Origin of the sequence: uncultured Porphyromonas sp. (assembly GCF_900541275.1) — a bacterium.
In the GTDB taxonomy this organism is placed as follows: domain Bacteria; phylum Bacteroidota; class Bacteroidia; order Bacteroidales; family Porphyromonadaceae; genus Porphyromonas_A.
The window spans coordinates 17,102-36,169 of the sequence record NZ_UQJH01000016.1 but is presented as its reverse complement, the minus strand read 5'-3'; the positions used below and the strand labels follow the sequence as shown (position 1 = coordinate 36,169).

The window sequence follows — 19,068 nt, the reverse complement described above, 5'->3', positions numbered from 1 at the left end:
AGCTCCCAAAAGATTTATCTCCTTTGTTTGAGTGGCGTTGAGGGGCTTTTGAGCGGGGCTCAAAAGCCCCTCAACGATCATGTGACAAACTTACAGCTAAAAACTGTGCACCCCTGCCGGGGTGCCTCGCCTGCAGATCCCGAAGGGGCATTAATCCCTCTGGCAATCACCATTACGAGCACCCCTGCCGAGGTCCATCGCCTGCCGATCCCGAAGGGGCGGAGTCCCGGAGGGATCAGTCAGTCAGCCCGACAAGCGGTACACCCCTGCGGAATCGGGCAACGCGGCACCCCAACAGGCGGTATTTGAATAATCGGATGATTCTAAATAGATTTGACTTGTTAAACTCTCTAACCATTATGAACAGAGACACCTACTTCACCTTATTTGTTCACGTCACATTTTCGACAAAGCAACGAATGAGGCTCCTAACACCCTCAATACAGTTGCGACTGCAACCGTATATGACCTCATTCTGTAAGAACAATGGAGCGGTGCCGCTCATTATAAATGGAGTACGCGATCATATGCACCTTCTGTTTTATGTTTCAAGTCCATCCTTTTGTCTTTCTGACTTCGTGAGAGAATTAAAAAAGTGCACGAATAAGTTGTGCAATGACACGTTAGGTTACAACGGCCTTTTTTCTTGGCAAAAAGGCTACTTTGCCCAGGCGATCAGTCGTGAGCGCGTGCCGGGATGTTACGAGTATATCAAGAATCAGCAGAAACACCATATCAGTATGACGTTTGCCGAGGAATGGGAAAAGATGAAGAAGGACTATCAGAAGGACGAAGACGTCGTTGTTCGTTATAAAAAGTAGAGGTCCAAAGTGACGACACGCCTGCCGATCCCGTAGGGGCGAAGCCCCGTAGGGATCGTCGGCTTTTAGCCCGGGTGTCGAGGCACGAAGTGCCGATGACCCCGGGTAACGGTCGATCATCATAAATAGATACGACCCCGATAGGGTGTCGCACTCCCAGGGCTAGCTTGATAGTGCGACCCCTGGCGGGGTCGAGGGGATTTTTCCCCGCCGATCTATCCCGGGGTCTTCGTCGGGGCTTGCGCCCCTCCTCGACACCCGGGCTAAAAACCGTGCACCCCTGCCGGGGTGCTCCGATCCCGAAGGGCACGCTATATTATCGGACAAATCGGGCAGAGCGATAGACACCTAAGTGCTCACCCGTATAAGACTCACCCCGCCTGCCGATCCCGAAGGGGCAGAGCCCCGGAGGGATCGTCGGCTTTTAGCCCGGGTGTCGAGGCACGAAGTGCCGATGACCCCGGGTAACGGTCGATCATCATAAATAGATACGACCCCGATAGGATGTCGCACTTACCAGTCAGGCTATCAGTGCGACCCCTGGCGGGGTCGAGGGGATTTCTCCCTGCCAAGCTATCCCGGGGTCTTCGTCGGGGCTTACGCCCCTCCTCGACACCCGGGCTAAACACCGAGCACCCCTGCCGGGGTGCCTCGCTGTCCGATGCCGAAGGGCGCGCTATATTATCGGACGAGTCGGACGGGTCGGACAAGTGCGATAGACACCTAAGTGCTCACCTGCATAAGACTCACCACGTCTGCCGATCCCGCAGGGGCGGAGCCCCGGAGGGATCGTCGGCTTTTAGCCCGGGTGTCGAGGCACGAAGTGCCGATGACCCCGGGTAACGGTCGATCATCATAAATAGATACGACCCCGATAGGATGTCGCACTTACCAGTCAGGCTATCAGTGCGACCCCTGGCGGGGTCGAGGGGATTTCTCCCTGCCAAGCTATCCCGGGGTCTTCGTCGGGGCTTACGCCCCTCCTCGACACCCGGGCTAAAAACCGTGCACCCCTGCCGGGGTGCAACCCGTTCCCGAAGGGCGCGCTATATTATCGGACAAGTCGGACGGGTCGGACGATGCGATAGACACCTAAGTGCTCACCTGTATAAGACTCACCCCGCCTGCCGACCCCGCAGGGATCATCTTTGGGGAGAGGGCTGTAGTAGACAAAAAAAAGGACTTGTGCCGGGGAGCGGTGGCTCTCGGCACAAGTCCTTACTATGTGTGTGCAACTCCGGGTCGGGCGGTTACTTGGGGTCGGAGGGGTTGTAGACGTAGGCGACACGACGGTCCCCGAGGAGGAAGCCGAGGATATTGTCCCGGTGCTCGTACTCCATAGAGAGGCGGGACTCGGTCGTCTGGGTACCCACATGGGGCGTCATCACCACGTTCTCCATATCGTAGAGGGCATCGAGGGGCTTGTCGCTATGCTCAAAAACATCGAAGGCCGCCCCGGCGAGCTTGCCACTCCGGAGGGCGTCGACCACCGCCTGCTCGTCCATCACCGCTCCTCGGGCGACATTGACGAGGATAGCACCGTCACGCATCAGGGCGATGGTGTCGGCATTGATGAGGTGCCGGGAGTCAGCATTGAGCGGGGTGTGGAGGGAGACGATGTCGCTCTCTCGGAGGAGGGTCTCCAGGTCGGCATAGGTGACGCCGAGTGCCTCCTCCTCAAGCGGGTCGAGCCGGTGACGCTTATTATATAGTATGGTCACACCGTAGGGGCGGAGGAAGTCGGCGACACGACGGGCGATATTGCCAAAGCCGACCAGCCCGATAGTTTTTTTGCCGAGATCAGTCCCCATAAGCCCGGTATTGACCGCATCGCGATCGCGACGCAGGCGGCTGTCCCATACGGTGATGCGCCGGGTGAGCGACAGCAGGAGCGCCATCGTCAGCTCCGCCGTCCCCTGGATCACCGACCGAGGGGTATTGGTGACGGCGATGCCGCGCTTCTTTGCGGCGTCGAGGTCAATGTTATTGAAGCCGACACCGTAGTTGGCTATCAGCCTGAGGTGAGGGAAGTGGCTCATCACCTCCTCGGTGATCGGGTGGGTGAAGCTTGAGGCGATTACCTCAGCATCCGCCGGGAGGGCGGAGAGGTCCTCGGGGTCATAGACAAATCCGGGCTCAGGCATGAAGACCTCACAGCCCTTCTCACTCAATTCGTCGTAGCCCTCGGGCTTAAAGGGAGGGAAGGTAAAAGCAATCTTGTGGCTCATGGCTATTCTTCTTTTTTTCTCTAAAAAAAATGATCTCAGATCATAGGACCGCTTTGATCTCTCGAGCGATCACGTGCTCGTGACCGAAGCGATCGATGCGGGTGATGGTGAAGGCGACCTTGAAGGTCCCCCCTAAGTCGAGCGGACGGAAGCGGGTGTCGTGAGTCCGCCCAACGATATTCTCGGGGTCGAGGGCCTTGCGGAGGGATGTCCCGCGCTTGTGGCAGTAGACTACGTAGTAGGCGGTCTCCTGACCCGGCGGGAGGGGCAGGTCGTCCATCCAGACCAGCTCCTGCCTGCCGCTCCCCCGGAGGACTGCGGCGTCGCGCTCCGGCTCCGGGAAGGGCTCCATGGTGGCGGGATAGGGGCGCTCAGGGAGGAGGGCGGGGAGGGGCCAGTAGTCCCGGTGGAGCTGATCGGCAATCCCCCTGTAGGAGACGCCCCAGAGGTCGTCCCCCGGCCAGATGGCGTTGCCTGCGGTATGCTCGGCGGCGAGGACCAACTTGGGGTGGAGCTGCCCGCCATCCATCGTGCGGCGCACGTGCTGACCAACTACCAGCTGCGCGTGGTGGATGTGGCGCGACCACCAGAGCACCAGCTCGGTGTAGTCGGCCACCTTATTCCCCATATTCCAGTAGATCTGAGGGACGACGTAGTCGATGAGCCCCTCCTCGTCCCAGAGGAGGAGGTCAGCGTAGAGATCGTCGTAATTCTGCAGTCCTGCCGTTCTTGACCCTATGGGATGGGTCCGCTCATTGCGGTAGATGCCGAAGGGGCTGATGCCGAGCTGGACGTAGGGCTTGACGCTGTGGATCGTGCGGGACAGGTCACGGATCAGTCGGGTGACATTGTCCCTCCGCCAGTCGCCCTTAGAGGCAAAGGCGGCACCATAGCGGCGGTAGGTCGCGTCGTCGTCAAAAGTCTCCCCGGCTATCGGATAGGGGTAGAAGTAGTCGTCGAGGTGGATCCCGTCGACATCGTAGCGGGTGACGATGTCGCGCACCACCCTGCAGGTGTAGGCGCGCACCTCGGGGAGGCCGGGATCGAAGAGCAGCTGCTTGCCGTAGCGGACAAACCACTCGGGATGCTTGCGGGAGGGGTGCCCCGGGGCGACGGCGGAGCCGACGTCGGCGACAGCGCGGTAGGGATTGATCCAGGCGTGGAGCTCGATGAAGCGCTCGTGGCAGATCTTGACCATAAAGGCAAGCGGGTCCCAGAGTGGCTCCGGTGCCCTACCCTGCTCTCCGGTGAGGAAGCGGCTCCACGGCTCATAGGGTGAGTAGTACCAAGCGTCTGCCTCGGGCCGAACCTGGAAGTAGATCACATTGACCCCCAGCTCCGCCAGTCGGTCGACCTTCTGCCGCAGATCGCTCTGCAGCTCCGCTACGGTCATCCGCGCATACTGGGAGCGGTAGATGGTGGGAAACCAGACAGCCCGTACCTCCCGCCGAGGAACCTTGTAGTTCGCTTCGTAGGCCTTCTCTGCAGCCTTCTGCACCACACTCTTGCGGGAACCGCAGCCGGTGGAGAGGAGGAGGAGAGAGAGGAAGAGGGGAAGGAGGAAGAGGGGGCGCCTCATAGCAGGGAGATCAGCGGAAGTGACCATAGAGGGCTTGGGTGATGGTCATGTAGACAAACATACCGATGAGGTCATCTAAGATCGTGATGAAGGGACCGGTGGCGCGTGCGGGGTCGATCTTCACTGCATTCATCAGGAGCGGGATCACCGAGCCGAAGAGACTGGCACAGATCACCACGACAAAGAGGCTGAGGGAGACGCTTGCCATCACCAGCATATCCTTGATGTAAAAATAATTGTAGACAAAGACGACCATACTGATCACGCTGGCGATGACGAGGGCGACGCAGAGGTCATTGAGTATCGTGCGGGGGATGCGCTTCAGGTCGAGTGTCCCGCGCGCAAGGTCCTGAACGACAATTGTGGAGGACTGCATGCCGACATTACCGCCCGTACCACCGATAAGGGGGATGAAGAGGGAGATCTGCGGGATCATCGCAAAGACGCTGTCGTAGATGCCGAGGAGTTGACTATTGAAAATCCCCCCGATCATCCCGATTAGGAGCCACGGGAGACGGGCACCGGTCTGCTTGAAGATATTGTCGGACGTGTCGATGTCGGAGGAGAGACCACTCGCCATCTGGCTCTCCGCCTCGTGCTTCTCACGCATCTCATCCACCACGTCATCGATGGTGATGACGCCCTTGAGCCGCCCGAGGGCATCGACGACCGGTATGGCGACGAGGTCGTACTGGTCAAAGGTCTTGATCACCGTATCCATGGAGTCGCTCTCGTGGAGGATGACGGGATTGGGGAGCATCACGTACCGGATCTCGCTGATGGAGGGATTGGTAATGACGGTCTTCGTCGGCAGGATGCCGATCAGCCGCTTCAGGTCATCGACGACGTAGACGTAGTAGATCTCGTCCAGCTCCTCGGCCTGACGGCGCATCTCGTCGAGGCACATGGGCATGGACCAATTGGCATTCACCACGATCATCTCCTTCCGCATCACACCGCCGGCGGTGTCCTCATCGTAGTGGAGGAGGTCGACGATATTGCCAGCCTGCTCCAGGTCGGGGATATGGGCAAGGATCGCATCCTGCCGCTCGCTCCGCAGGTCGCGGATCAGGTCGGCGGCGTCGTCGGTATCCATATTCTGGACGATCTTCGTAGCGATCTCCTGCTCCGGCACGAGGGAGAGGATCTCACGTCGCCGGTCCTGGTCCATCTCGGTGATGACGTCCGCCACCTTGACATCGGGGAGCACCCGGAGGGCACGCGTCGCATCCTCATCGGAGAGGTCGTCGATGAAGGTGGCAATGTCGGTCGGGTGCATCGCGTGGAAAGTGCGCTGCAGCTTAGCCGCATCGTTGGTGTCGAGGTAGTGACGGAGCTCTTTCGTCAGTTCGGGGGTCAATTCGATCATCTCAGCGTTTCTTCATCATTAGGGCAGATCGTCTTATCGTCCACAGCACGGGTGAGGGCAATGAAGTCCTCGACGTCGAGCTGCTCAGGGCGCATCGTCAGGTAGCGCTCAATCTCCGGCGGGATCGACTCCGGGAGCAGTCCTCTCAGCGAGGAGCGGATCATCTTACGGCGCTGGGCAAAGGCCGCCTTGACCACCCGACGGAAGGACTGCTCACTTACACCGAGGGTGGTGCGGTCGTTGCGTGTCAGCCTGAGGACGCCACTCTGCACCTTAGGCGGTGGGGTGAAGGCGCCCGGTGGGACCGTGAAGAGGTACTCCGCATCGTACCAGGCGCGCAGAAGCACCGTGAGTATGCCGTAGTCCCTCGTGCCCGGCTCAGACGTCAGGCGACGCGCCACCTCCCGCTGCAGCATCCCCCCCGCCATCGGGATCAGGTCGCGGTACTCCAGCATGTGGAAGAAGATCTGACTGGAGATATTGTAGGGGTAATTGCCGATGAGGAGGAAGGGCTGCTCCTCCGGGAAGATCCGATCGAGGGGGAGTGTCAGGAAGTCTCCCTCGATGAGCCGATCGCCCTGCAGCTCGGGGAAGGTCTCCCGCAGATACTCCACGGACTCCCCGTCCAGCTCGACGACGACGGTGTCCCGATAGATCGAGAGGAGGTACTTCGTCAGCACACCCATACCGGGCCCCACCTCCAGGATCGGCAGATCCCGACGGGAGACCAGTATCTCAGCGATACGCTCCGCCACGGACTCATCGTGGAGGAAATGCTGTCCGAGGGCTTTCTTGGCCCGTACGCGCTTTGTCATGCTATCAGTCGGTCGGATCAGAGGGCGAGGAGGTCCCGAGTTAGAGTGAAAAAGGCTACCTTTGCCCATCACTTGATAGGGATCCCCGCTTCTCTCACCCCATTTCGTACAAAAGTACCAAAAAGAGAGCGGACCCACGCACTCATGACAGGTAAGCTACCAAAGAGTCTCCGGATCATCCTCCCCCTGCTGATAGGGGTGCTCCTCATCGTCCTGCTCTACAGAAAGGTCGACTTTGACGTCGTGCAGGAGACGCTCCGGGAGGACGTGAGGTGGTGGGTGATCGTGCTCTCCTGCCTCCTCGGGCCACTCTCCGTACTCTTCCGTGGGCTGCGGTGGGACCTACAGGTGGCACCCCTGCGCGCCGTCAGGGACGGCTCCACCCTCACCGCCTCGGTCCTCCACGTGCAGGGAAGCTACGCGGTCAATATGGTGATCCCTCGCCTCGGAGACCTCTGGCGCTGCAGCTCGATGCAGGGCTACAGCGGGCTGCCCTTCTCCCGGCTCCTCGGGACGATGATCGCCGAGCGGGCTGTGGATATGATCACGACGCTCTTCCTGATCCTCCCCGGTCTGGCACTGAATGCAGCCTACTTCACCGCATTTCTCCGCCACCACGTCCGCATCCCCTCACCCACAGAGGGACCCGCCGCCTCTCCCCTCACCTGGCTGCTCCTGCTACTGGCCGCGGGACTGGGGGTCTACCTGATCGGGAGAGTGACGAGGCGACTGCGGCTCCGGCATAAGCTCCGCAAGGGGTGGCTCAACTTCCTCGTGGGACTGCGGACGATACTGGAGATGGACCGCCGAGCGAGGGGACTCTTCCTCCTCTACACGGTCGGGATATGGTCGTGCTACTTCTTCGCCTTTTACCTCACCTTTGGCGCATTTAGCTTCACGGAGCAGCTGGGGCCGGGGGTGGCTCTGGTGATCTTCTCCCTCATCACCATCTCATCGATCCTGCCGATACAGGGCAATATCGGGCCGTGGCACTTCGTCGTGATCCAGTCGTTGATCTTCTTCGGCGTCGCTGCCGATCCCGCCGCCTCCTTTGCGCTGATCGTCCACACCACGCAGACGGCGACGACCACCATCTTTGGTCTCGCAGCGATCCTGCTCCTTCCTTTCCTGAGAGAAAAGAGTAAAGAAAAATGACACTGGTAGGCTACCTCCTCACCAATACCGGCTCCCCCCGCTCGTGCTGCGTGGAGGATGTGGGGCAGTACCTGCGGACCTTCCTCACCGACCCGGCGATTATGGAGATGCCCTACCTCCTCAGGCAGCTACTGGTGCGGGAGATTATCGTGCCGAGGCGAGCGCCCAAGTCGGCGAAGCGGTACCGGCAGATCTGGATGCCCGAGGGGTCACCCTTAGTGGTTTACAGCCGACAACTGGCGGAGGAGCTGAGCCGGCTCTCCGGCTGCCCCGCCTACCTCGCCATGCGGTACGAGGAGGGATCGGTCGATCGGGCGCTGAGGCAGGCTGAGGTCGACGGCGTGACGGAGCTGATCTCGCAACCGCTCTACCCGCAGTATGCCTCGAGTAGCTTCGGCTCCGCAAGCACCTTTATCCGAAGGAGGTACGAGGCTCTACGACCCTCCTACAGACTCACGGAGCGGGGCCCCTTTTACGACCACCCGGACTTCATCCGCTCTCTGGCGGAGCAGGTGGCAGGAGCCGAGCTGTCACCGGAGACGCATCTTCTCCTCTCCTTCCACGGGCTTCCGCTCTCTCAGGTAAAGCCCTACCTGAGCGCCCCTGAGCGGGACTATACCTACCAGTGCCGGCGGACGATGGAGTTGCTGCGGGAGTGCCCGGAGGTGTCTCCACTGCGGAGCTACGAACTGGTCTACCAGTCGCGCTTCGGTCACCGCTGGCTGACGCCCGAGCTCACGAGGCGGCTCGCCGCACTGCCGGGCGAAGGGGTCAGGAGGGTGGCGGTCCTCTGTCCCTCATTTGTCGCAGACTGCCTGGAGACGCTTGAGGAAGTGGGCATCGATGGGCGAAGGATCTTCCACGAGGCTGGTGGCGAAGAGCTTACGCTCATCCCCTGCCCCAATGGCTCCCCCACCCTCGCCCGCGCCCTCCTCTGAGGTGGGGGCGTCGGACGGGTCGGACAAGTCGGACAAGTCGGACGACCTGCACAAAGCCCCAGCCCACCAGCATCCGTTAGGGAGGGCCGCCTCCCCGCTCTATTTCGCCAAAGGCGATCCAACAGAGGACCCCGATAGGGGTGTCTTCTTCATAGACCGGGTGTTGAGGCACGAAGTGCCAAAGATCGCCAGAGACGCCATTTTAGACAGAAAGAGACAAGAAGAGACAGGGAAAGACTCTGTGAGATAACCCCTCCGGTGGGTGTGCTATATTTGCAGCGCTGGAGCTTCCGGACAAATGAGGGGGATCTTCGCCGGGTGCGGGGAGATGGGGGGCAGCCTCTGCTTCTCCAGCTTTGCGTATGCACATCCTCTATCTTGAGTGGAGCTACACATCGGTCACCGCTTCGCGGATGACCGATGCCTATGGAGCGGGCACCCCTGCCGGGGTGCCACCTGCCGGATGCGCTCTTTTTTCGGACGAGTCAGACGAGTCGGACGGTGAAGACTGACGACCATCGAGGTATACCCCGGAGGGGTGCCTACTCCCCCCGCTGGGTGCGGGCTTTCTTGGCGGACGGGGCGATTGACACACAGCAACCCGGTCGGGGTGCGATGGGGCAGAGAGCAAAAAAAAAGGTCGGCTCCCGACAGGAATAAAATCCTGTCGGGAGCCGACCTTACTTAACTCAAATGAGGCTGACCGGACGTCAGTCCTCAGGCATAATATCCTCTAAGGGTGTCTCGTCCAGCGGGGCGGGGGCGGTAGCCTTTGCGGCCTCAAGGAGACGCTTGGTCTCGAGGTCTGCCTTATTGGCTACAACGAAGCCCTTGCGCGCTGCCAGGCCGGTACCGGCGGGGATGAGGTGACCGACGATGACGTTCTCCTTGATGGAGTCGAGCGCATCGGTCTTGCCCTCGATGGCAGAGTTGTTGAGCACCTTGGGCGTCTCCTGGAAGGAGGCGGCGGACATGAAGCTCTTGGTCTGCAGGGCAGCCTTGGTGATACCCTGGAGCATCTGGCTGCTGACTGCCGGCATGGCGTCACGCGCCTCTATAGTGCGGAGGTCCTTGCGGCGGAGCTGGCTATTGGCGTCACGCAGGCGACGCAGGGTGATGATCTGACCCTCGCTGTACTCCTCGGAGTCTCCCGGGTCGGTGATCACCTTCTTGCCCCAGAGGGCGTCGTTGGCGTCCTTGATATCCTGCTTGTCGACAATGTCCTGCTCGAGGAGGTTGGTGTCGCCGGCATCCTCTACGAGGACCTTGCGGAGCATCTGGCGGACGATGATCTCGAAGTGCTTGTCATTGATCGCCACACCCTGCTTGCGGTAGACGTCCTGGACACCATTGACGATGTAATTTTGCACCGCATTGGGACCAAGGATGGCGAGGATGTCCTGCGGAGAGATCTGCCCGTCGGAGATGGGATCGCCTGCACGGACGAAGTCATTCTCCTGCACGAGGATCTGCCGAGAGAGCGGCACCATATACTTGCGCTCCTCACCGGTCTTGGAGGTGACGATGATCTCACGATTACCGCGACGGATGCGCCCGAGGGTCACCTCACCATCGATCTCGGAGACGACGGCAGGATTGGTAGGATTGCGTGCCTCAAAGAGCTCGGTGACACGGGGAAGACCTCCGGTGATATCACCAGTCTTGACGACAGCACGGGGGATCTTGGCGATGATGTCGCCGGCCTTGAGCTTGGCACCATCTCGCTGTGTCAGGAGGGCGCCGGCCGGGAGGTCATAGGAGGTGGCACTCTCCTCGCCCTTGCGGATCACGCTGTAGGCTGGGGTAGTGTTCTTGTCCTTACTCTCGATGATGACCCACTCACTGCGGCCGGTGGCGACATTGGACTCGCTCTGTACCTCGTAGGTGACGCCCTCCTTGAGTCCCTCAAAGTGGAGGGTACCATCGGCCTCAGCGACCATAACGGCATTGAAGGGGTCAGACTCGTAAATGGTGTCGTCGGCCTTGACTGCCGTACCGGGCTCCACGAAGAGGTGGGCACCGTAGGGGATGTTGCTGCTGATGAGCGACATGTGGGTATTGGGGTCGACGATGCGCATCTCTGCCTGTCGGCCGATGACCACCTTGTAACTCTTGCCGTCCTCGCCCTTTGAGTCCACGGTGCGGAGCTCGTCGATCTCAAGGATACCATCGTACTGAGCCTTGATGTAGCGCTCCACCGTATCGGAGGAGGCGACACCACCGGCGTGGAAGGTACGGAGGGTCAGCTGTGTACCAGGCTCACCGATTGCCTGAGCCGCTACGACACCGACTACCTCGCCCATCTGTACGGGGCGGTTGTGTGCCAGATCACGGCCGTAGCACTTGGCGCAGACACCCTCCTTGCTCTCGCAGGTGAGGACGGAGCGGATCTCCACTTCGGTGATGGGGGACTCCTGGATCTTGGTGGCAGCAGTCTCGTCGATCTCCTCATTGGCACGGACGATCAGCTCACCCGTGATCGGGTGGATGATGTCGTGGACAGAGCAGCGACCGAGGATGCGCTCGTAGAGAGAGGCGACGACATTCTTTCCCTCCTTGATCTCACGACGGACGATACCTCGGAGGGTACCGCAATCCTCCTCCGTGATGATGACGTCGGAGGAGACGTCGACGAGACGGCGGGTAAGGTATCCGGCGTCGGCAGTCTTGAGTGCCGTATCGGAGAGTCCCTTACGGGCACCGTGGGTGGAGATGAAGTAGTCGAGCACGGAGAGGCCCTCCTTGAAGTTAGTCAGGATAGGATTCTCCATCGTCTGGGCGCCCTCACCACTGCGGACCGGCTTGGCCATCAGACCACGGATACCGGAGAGCTGCTGGATCTGGTTGGCCGATCCACGCGCTCCGGAGTCCATCATCATGTAGATGGAGTTGAAGCCGTCCTCGTCCTCCTTGAGCTGCTGCATGAGCACCTGGGAGATCTTATTATTGACGTTGGTCCAGACGTCGATGATCTGATTGTACCGCTCGTTGTCGGTGATGATACCGAAATTGAAGTTGTCCATGATCTCATCAACCTGGCTGAAGCCGTCGGCGATGATCTCCTCCTTCTCCTTAGGTACGATGACGTCGGAGAGGTTGAAGGAGAGTCCCGCCTTGTAGGACATGTAGTAGCCGAGGTTCTTGATGCGATCGAGGAAAGCGGAGCTCTCTGCGATACCGCAGTATTTGATCACCTCACCGATGATGAGACGGAGGTTTTTCTTCCCCACTACGCCGTTGTAGAAGGGGAGCTCGCCCTTGGGCATCATCTGATTGAAGAGCATACGCCCGTAGGAGGTCTCGATGACGTGGGTGATCGGCTGACGCTGATCGTCAAGGTCATCGACGCGCGCCTTGATGATGGCGTGCATGTCGAGACAGCCCTGATCATAAGCGACCTGCACCTCCTCAAAGTCACTGAATACCTTACCCTCACCCTTGGCCCCAGTGCGGGTCTTAGTGATGTAGTAGAGACCGAGGACCATATCCTGCGTAGGTACAGTGATCGGTGCACCGTTGGCGGGGTTGAGGATGTTCTGTGAGGCAAACATGAGGAACTGTGCCTCGAGGATCGCCTCATTGGAGAGGGGGAGGTGGACCGCCATCTGGTCTCCATCGAAGTCCGCATTGAAGGGCGTACAGGAGAGCGGGTGGAGCTGGATTGCCTTACCCTCGATGAGCTTGGGCTGGTAGGCCTGGATACCGAGTCGGTGGAGCGTAGGGGCACGGTTGAGGAGGATGGGGTGTCCCTTGATGATATTCTCGAGGATGTCAAAGACGACCGGCTCGCGACGATCAACGATGCGCTTGGCACTCTTGACGGTCTTGACGATGCCGCGATCGATGAGGCGACGGATGATGAAGGGCTTGTAGAGCTCGGCAGCCATATTCTTCGGCAGACCGCACTCGTACATCTTCAGCTCAGGACCGACGACGATGACGGAGCGGGCGGAGTAGTCGACGCGCTTACCGAGGAGGTTTTGGCGGAAGCGTCCCTGCTTACCCTTGATGGAGTCGGTAAGCGACTTGAGGGGACGATTGCTGCGACTCTTGACGGCAGCGGAGCGACGGCTGTTGTCGAAGAGAGAGTCCACCGACTCCTGGAGCATACGCTCCTCATTGCGGAGGATCACCTCAGGCGCCCTCGTCTCGATGAGTCGGCGGAGACGGTTGTTGCGGATGATGACCCGGCGGTAGAGCTCATTGAGGTCTGAAGTAGCGAAGCGACCACCATCGAGCGGCACGAGAGGACGGAGCTCCGGGGGGATCACGGGGATCACCTTCATCACCATCCACTCGGGGCGGGAGTAGCCATTGGAGGCACGGAAGCTCTCGACCACCTGGAGGCGCTTGAGGGACTCCTTCTTGCGCTGCTGGGAGGTCTCCTTGGAGGCACCGGCACGGAGCTGGTAGGAGAGCTTGTCAAGGTCGACCCGCTCGAGGAGCTTGAGGATGGCCTCACCTCCGATGCCGGCGATAAACTTATCCGGATCGCTGTCGGGGAGGTCCTGATTGTCCTCGGGGAGACGATCGATGATGTCGAGGTACTCCTCCTCGGTGAGGAAGTCGAGATCCTCGACGTCCTCGGCTACACCCTTATTGATCACCACGTAAGACTCGTAGTAGACGATCTTCTCGAGCTTCTTGGAGGGGATGCCGAGGAGATAGGCGATCTTATTGGGTACAGAGCGGAAGAACCAGACGTGTACGATCGGCACCTCGAGCTTGATGTGCCCCATGCGCTCACGACGCACCTTCTTCTCCGTCACCTCCACTTGGCAGCGGTCGCAGACGACCCCGCGGTAACGGATCCCTTTATACTTACCACAGTGGCACTCGTAGTCCTTGACCGGACCGAAGATACGCTCACAGAATAGTCCGTCGCGCTCCGGCTTGTAGGTACGATAGTTGATCGTCTCCGGCTTGGTTACTTCACCGTGCGAATTCTCGAGGATCTCCTCCGGAGAGGCGATCCCGATGCGGATGCGGGAGAAGTTGGGGTTGATCTTGTTTGTTATCTTGAAAGCCATAAGCTATGATTTTCTCTACTTTATGCGTCTCAAAAAATCACCGATCGATCACTCGAGATTGAAGCCCAGCCCGAGACCACGAAGCTCGTGGACAAGGACGTTGAGTGACTCAGGGATGCCCGGCTCCGGGAAGGCGGAGCCCTTGACGATCGCCTCGTAGGTCTTGGAGCGACCTACCACATCGTCTGACTTGACGGTGAGCATCTCGCGCAGGGTGTAGGCGGCACCGTAGGCCTCGAGGGCCCATACCTCCATCTCTCCGAAGCGCTGACCACCAAACTGTGCCTTACCACCGAGTGGCTGCTGCGTGATGAGCGAGTAGGGACCGATGGAGCGGGCGTGCATCTTGTCCTCGACCATGTGGTCAAGCTTGAGGAAGTAGGTGACGCCGACGGTGGCGGGCTGGTCGAAGCGCTCACCCGTCTCTCCATCGTAGAGGTAGGAGACGCCGTAGCGGGGGAGACCCGCCTTGTCGGTCCACTCGTTGAGGTCGTCAAGTGAGGCGCCATCGAAGATGGGGCTGGAGAACTTTACGCCCAGCTTATAACCTGCCCATCCGAGGACCGCCTCAAAGATCTGCCCAAGGTTCATACGCGAGGGCACACCCATAGGATTGAGACAGATGTCGACCGGCGTACCATCCTCGAGGAATGGCATATCCTCCGTGCGGACGATCTTGGAGACAATACCCTTATTGCCGTGACGTCCTGCCATCTTATCGCCCACCTGGATCTTACGCTTCTTGGCGATAAGCACCTTGGCATTCTGGATCACGCCATTGGGGAGCTCGTCACCGATGGTGGCGTCAAATTGCTTACGGTAGTAGCGGCTCTCGATCACCTTGGACTCGTGGAGGTAATTGATGATCAGGTCAGCGATCAGCTGATTGTCATGCTCGTCAGAGGTCCAGCCCTCGGGCACCACCTCCTCGTAGATGATCTGCTTGAGCACGGGGCCGGTGATCTTGACTCCCTTGGCGACCACAGTGGTGCCGACGTAGTCCTTGATCCCCTGGCTGACCTTGCGATTGGTCAGCTTGCCGAGCTTGGTAAGGAAGAGCTTCATGAGCTGGTCCTGCTCCTTCTCCTGCTCCTCGTCGAGCTGCTGCTTGAGGTCACGGATCGTCTTGCGGCTGTTGCCGGTCTTGACGGCACGTGAGTAGAGGTGGGTATCGATCACGACACCACTGAGTGAGGGATCCGCCTTGAGCGAAGCGTCCTTCACGTCGCCTGCCTTCTCTCCGAAGATGGCAAAGAGAAGCTTCTCCTCCGGGGTGGGGTCGCTCTCGCCCTTAGGGGTGATCTTACCGATCATGATGTCTCCCGGGTGGACGTGGGCACCGACGCGGATGATACCATTGGCATCCAGCTCGCGGGTGGCATCCTCACTGACATTGGGGATGTCGTTAGTCAGCTCCTCCATACCGCGCTTGGTGTCGCGGACCTCGAGATTGTACTCGTCGACGTGGACGGAGGTGAAGAAGTCCTCGCGGACAAGGCGCTCATTGATGACGATAGCATCCTCGTAGTTGTACCCCTTCCACGGCATGTAAGCGGCGAGGATATTACGTCCCAGGGCGAGCTCACCACGCTCAGTGGCGAAGCCCTCGGTGAGGATCTGTCCGGCAGTGACGCGATCGCCCTCCATGACGATCGGGCGCTGATCGACGGTGGTACTTTGGTTAGTCCTGCGCCACTTGGAGAGGTGGTACTCGGTCACCTCGTCAGCGAAGCGGACAAACTGCTCGTCCTCGGTGTAGTCGTAGCGGATGCGGATCGTATTGGCATCGACATACTCGACCACGCCATCCCGCTCAGCCATCACCTGAGAGCGACCATCACGCACCATCGGTCCCTCGAGACCGGTGCCGACGATAGGCGACTCTCCGTGGAGAAGCGGCACAGCCTGGCGCATCATGTTACTACCCATGAGGGCACGGTGCGCATCATCGTGGTCGAGGAAGGGGATCAGTGCGGCAGCGATGGAGCAGATCTGCATCGGCGCTACGTCGATGAGGTCTACGTCCTCGGCATCCACGACAGGGAAGTCTGATCCGTGACGGCTCTTGATCTGGCCGTCGAGGAGCGTCCCGTCGTCACCGATATTGGGGGTGAATTGCGCCACCGTCATATCCTCCTCCGCCTCGGCGGTGTAGTACTGGACACCGCCCTTGCTGAAGTCTACCTTGCCACCATCGACCTTGAAGTACGGCGTGGCGAGGAAGCCCATGTCGCTCACCTTGGAGTAGACACAGAGAGAGGAGATCAGACCGATATTGGGACCCTCAGGGGTCTCGATCGGGCAGAGGCGGCCATAGTGGGTGTAGTGGACATCTCGCACCTCAAATCCTGCGCGGTCACGACTGATACCGCCCGGACCAAGAGCCGAGAGACGGCGCTTGTGGGTGATCTCTGCCAGAGGGTTGGTCTGGTCCATAAACTGGCACAGCGGGTTGGTCCCAAAGAAGGAATTGACCACGCTGCTGATCGTCTTCGAATTGATCAGATCGACAGGGGTGAAGACCTCATTGTCCCGCACATTCATACGCTCGCGGACCGTACGGGCTATGCGAGCGAGGCCGACGCCAAACTGCTGATAGAGCTGCTCGCCGACGGTGCGGACGCGGCGGTTGCTCAGGTGGTCGATATCATCGATGTTGGCACGACCATTCTTCAGCTTCACAAGATAGTCGATGATGGCGACGATATCCTCATTGGTGAGGATCTTCGTATCCTCAGGGATATCGATGTCCAGCTTGTGATTGATACGGTATCGACCGACATCGCCGAGGTCGTACCGCTTGTCAGAGAAGAAGAGGTTATTGATGACCTCCTGAGCGGACTGCTCGTCCATAGGGTCCTGGCTGCGGAGCTGGCGGTAGATATGGTAGACCGCCTCCTTCTGAGAGTTGGAGGGGTCCTTCTGCAGCGTATTGGTGATGACACTATAGTCGAGTCCGGACTCAGACTCTCTCTCGAGGAGCATCGTCTTGGGCGCATTCTTGAGGTCAAGGATCGCCTGGATATTCTCCTCCGTAAGCTCTTCATCTCGATCGACCACTACATTGTAGCGCTCCATGGAGACTACTTCACCCGTTTCCTCATCCACGAGGTCCTCTACCCACGTATCGAGGATACGTGCGGCTACCTTACGACCGATATTTTTCTTCAGGTTGGTCTTGGTCACCTTCACCTCCTCGGCGATGCCGAAGAGACTCAGGATATCCTTATCAGTCTCGTAGCCGATGGCTCTCAGCAGAGTGGTCACGGGCAGCTTCTTCTTGCGATCGATGTAGGCGTACATGACGTTATTGATGTCTGTCGCAAACTCGATCCAAGATCCCTTAAAGGGAATGATACGGGCGTTGAAGAGCTTGGTGCCGTTGTTATGCACGCTCACCGAGAAGAAAACTCCCGGGGAGCGGTGCATCTGCGACACCACCACTCTCTCAGCGCCGTTGATAATAAAGCTACCTGCAGGCGTCATATAGGGGATCTGCCCCAGGTAGACGTCCTGAATAGAAGTATCAAAGTCCTCATGCTCAGGGTCTGTACTATACAGCTTGAGCTTCGCCTTGAGAGGGACAGTATAAGAGAGCCCCCTGCTCAGACACTCCTCAATGGTGTACCTGGGAGGATCCACGAAGTAATCCAAAAACTCGAGGACGAAGTTATTTCTCGTGTCGGTGATTGGAAAGTTTTCCAGGAATGCTTGGTACAGTCCCTGGCTCTTCCGCTTACCGGCAGGCATATCCAGCTGCATGAAGTCCTTGTACGACTTGAGCTGAATGTCGAGAAAGTCCGGGAAGGGTAATGGATGCTTGGAAGAGGCAAAGCTGACTCTCTCAGGCTTATATTGTGAGGACATAAAATTCTTTAATTCAAGGAGTAGTAAAAGACACGAAAAGGTTAAGAACCTGCCGGTAATGGCCGGTCCTTAACCCTTCACCCTACTCTACGAGAGAGTCAGGGGTAGTAAGTGAGGATTACTGAAGCTCAACAGTAGCTCCGGCCTCCTCAAGGGTCTTCTTAAGAGCCTCAGCGCTAGCCTTATCCATATCCTTCTGGACAATAGAGGGAGCACCGTCGACAAGCTCCTTAGCCTCCTTGAGACCAAGTCCGAGAGCGGTCTTGACAGCCTTGATGACCTGGAGCTTAGATGCACCAGCGTCCTTCAGGTTTACGTCAAAAGAAGACTTCTCGGCAGCTGCCTCACCGGCTGCTGCTGTAGCGGGACCAGCTACTGCTACAGCGGCAGCAGCAGGCTCGATGCCGTACTCATCCTTCAGGATAGTCTTCAGCTCAGTTACCTCCTTGACGGTCAGATTGACCAGCTCCTCAGCGATTGCTTTTACGTCAGCCATATCGTTATTATATATATAAAAAAGTTGTAAACGTATTAATGGATTGTCTTACATTGACCTGCCGCTTAGTCTGGTATTCCGGGCACATCCCGCAGTAAGGGGGAGGGCAGATCAGGTCCCGGCATAGATGGTCACCGATGGGGAGAGTCTCAGCCTCCGGGGAGGGAGAGACAGACCCGGACGCCTTACGCCTCGGCTCGCTTCTCGAGAGTCTCCAGGACACCGTGGATGGTGTTGCCTGCAGAGCTGGCCTGAGAGATGACGTCCATGATCGGAGACTCGAGCATGGAGATGATATCTCCGAGGAGCTCATCCTTGCTCTTGAGGGCAGCCAGAGTATCGAGCTCGGCAGCACCCAGGTAGAAGGTATCATAGACGTAGGCAGCCTTCAGACTCGGCCTCTCAATATCGGTACCGGCACTCTTGAGCTCCTTGTGGAAGTCCTTGAGCACACGGGCAGGGGCATTGGCGGTCTCAGAGAGCATCAGCGCGCTGGTGCCCTTGAGATAGGGATGGAAGGGCTCATACTGCTCCTCGTTGATGTCAACGAAGGCGCGGTGTAGGAGCGTATTCTTCACGACCATCATCTTGACACCATGCTGGAAGCACTGGCGACGGAGGGCAGTGGTCTGCTCAGCGTCGAGAGCCATGGCGTCGACCAAATATGCGTGGGGATAAGCCTCGAGGAGCTCCTTGAGCTGCTCGATGACTTTCGCTTTATCTTCTTTCTTCATACTTATCTATAGGACAAAAGAGGGATGGATATATCT

The 19,068-nt window shown here is 58.9% G+C and carries 12 protein-coding genes; 4 read left to right on the top strand and 8 right to left on the bottom strand.

Translation table 11 applies throughout. From position 1 onward, the window contains the following. Nucleotides 1-317 precede the first annotated feature (317 nt). Complete coding sequence (locus tag QZR17_RS06700; protein WP_307983358.1) at nucleotides 318-821, top strand: transposase; 504 nt, start codon at nucleotides 318-320, stop codon at nucleotides 819-821. Between the two features lie 1,250 nt (nucleotides 822-2,071). Here QZR17_RS06700 and QZR17_RS06695 read toward each other — a convergent pair. From QZR17_RS06695 to rsmA, 4 genes are read right to left on the bottom strand one after another with little or no spacing between them, the layout of a single operon-like run. Next, complete coding sequence (locus tag QZR17_RS06695) at nucleotides 2,072-3,049, bottom strand: NAD(P)-dependent oxidoreductase (protein WP_070466629.1); 978 nt, start codon at nucleotides 3,047-3,049, stop codon at nucleotides 2,072-2,074. A 40-nt stretch (nucleotides 3,050-3,089) separates the two neighbouring features. After that, on the bottom strand, nucleotides 3,090-4,655 hold the full coding sequence (locus tag QZR17_RS06690; RefSeq protein ID WP_297129239.1) for a family 10 glycosylhydrolase: 1,566 nt from the start codon (nucleotides 4,653-4,655) through the stop codon (nucleotides 3,090-3,092). Next, entirely contained in the window at nucleotides 4,639-5,997 is a 1,359-nt protein-coding gene (mgtE, locus tag QZR17_RS06685; protein ID WP_070466627.1) for a magnesium transporter, read from the bottom strand. The genes QZR17_RS06690 and mgtE overlap by 17 nt, the downstream gene beginning before the upstream one ends. Further along, complete coding sequence (gene rsmA / locus QZR17_RS06680) at nucleotides 5,994-6,812, bottom strand: 16S rRNA (adenine(1518)-N(6)/adenine(1519)-N(6))-dimethyltransferase RsmA (protein ID WP_297129236.1); 819 nt, start codon at nucleotides 6,810-6,812, stop codon at nucleotides 5,994-5,996. The genes mgtE and rsmA overlap by 4 nt, the downstream gene beginning before the upstream one ends. A 144-nt stretch (nucleotides 6,813-6,956) precedes the next feature. On the opposite strand from rsmA, the gene QZR17_RS06675 reads away from it, so the two are divergent. The 3 genes from QZR17_RS06675 (at nucleotide 6,957) to QZR17_RS06665 (ending at nucleotide 9,417) form a co-directional block, all read left to right on the top strand. Beyond that, nucleotides 6,957-7,967 carry a lysylphosphatidylglycerol synthase transmembrane domain-containing protein gene (locus QZR17_RS06675; RefSeq protein WP_070466625.1) on the top strand — a complete coding sequence of 337 codons (1,011 nt, stop codon included), beginning with the start codon at nucleotides 6,957-6,959 and terminating at the stop codon, nucleotides 7,965-7,967. Next, nucleotides 7,964-8,905: a ferrochelatase gene (hemH, locus tag QZR17_RS06670; protein ID WP_297129233.1), complete on the top strand. Its 942-nt coding sequence runs from the start codon at nucleotides 7,964-7,966 to the stop codon at nucleotides 8,903-8,905. The genes QZR17_RS06675 and hemH overlap by 4 nt, the downstream gene beginning before the upstream one ends. 362 nt (nucleotides 8,906-9,267) lie before the next feature. Beyond that, nucleotides 9,268-9,417 (top strand): hypothetical protein, encoded by a 150-nt coding sequence (locus QZR17_RS06665; RefSeq protein ID WP_297129230.1) that lies wholly within the window; start codon nucleotides 9,268-9,270, stop codon nucleotides 9,415-9,417. A gap of 198 nt (nucleotides 9,418-9,615) precedes the next feature. On the opposite strand, the gene rpoC is transcribed toward QZR17_RS06665, so the two are convergent. The 4 genes from rpoC to rplJ form a co-directional block, all read right to left on the bottom strand. Further along, on the bottom strand, nucleotides 9,616-13,935 hold the full coding sequence (gene rpoC / locus QZR17_RS06660; RefSeq protein ID WP_297129228.1) for a DNA-directed RNA polymerase subunit beta': 4,320 nt from the start codon (nucleotides 13,933-13,935) through the stop codon (nucleotides 9,616-9,618). Between the two features lie 48 nt (nucleotides 13,936-13,983). Then, nucleotides 13,984-17,802 carry a DNA-directed RNA polymerase subunit beta gene (rpoB, locus tag QZR17_RS06655; protein ID WP_297129225.1) on the bottom strand — a complete coding sequence of 1,273 codons (3,819 nt, stop codon included), beginning with the start codon at nucleotides 17,800-17,802 and terminating at the stop codon, nucleotides 13,984-13,986. Between the two features lie 118 nt (nucleotides 17,803-17,920). Next, complete coding sequence (gene rplL, locus QZR17_RS06650) at nucleotides 17,921-18,298, bottom strand: 50S ribosomal protein L7/L12 (protein ID WP_297129222.1); 378 nt, start codon at nucleotides 18,296-18,298, stop codon at nucleotides 17,921-17,923. Between the two features lie 185 nt (nucleotides 18,299-18,483). Further along, nucleotides 18,484-19,032 (bottom strand): 50S ribosomal protein L10, encoded by a 549-nt coding sequence (gene rplJ, locus QZR17_RS06645; protein WP_297129218.1) that lies wholly within the window; start codon nucleotides 19,030-19,032, stop codon nucleotides 18,484-18,486. Nucleotides 19,033-19,068: the final 36 nt, after the last annotated feature.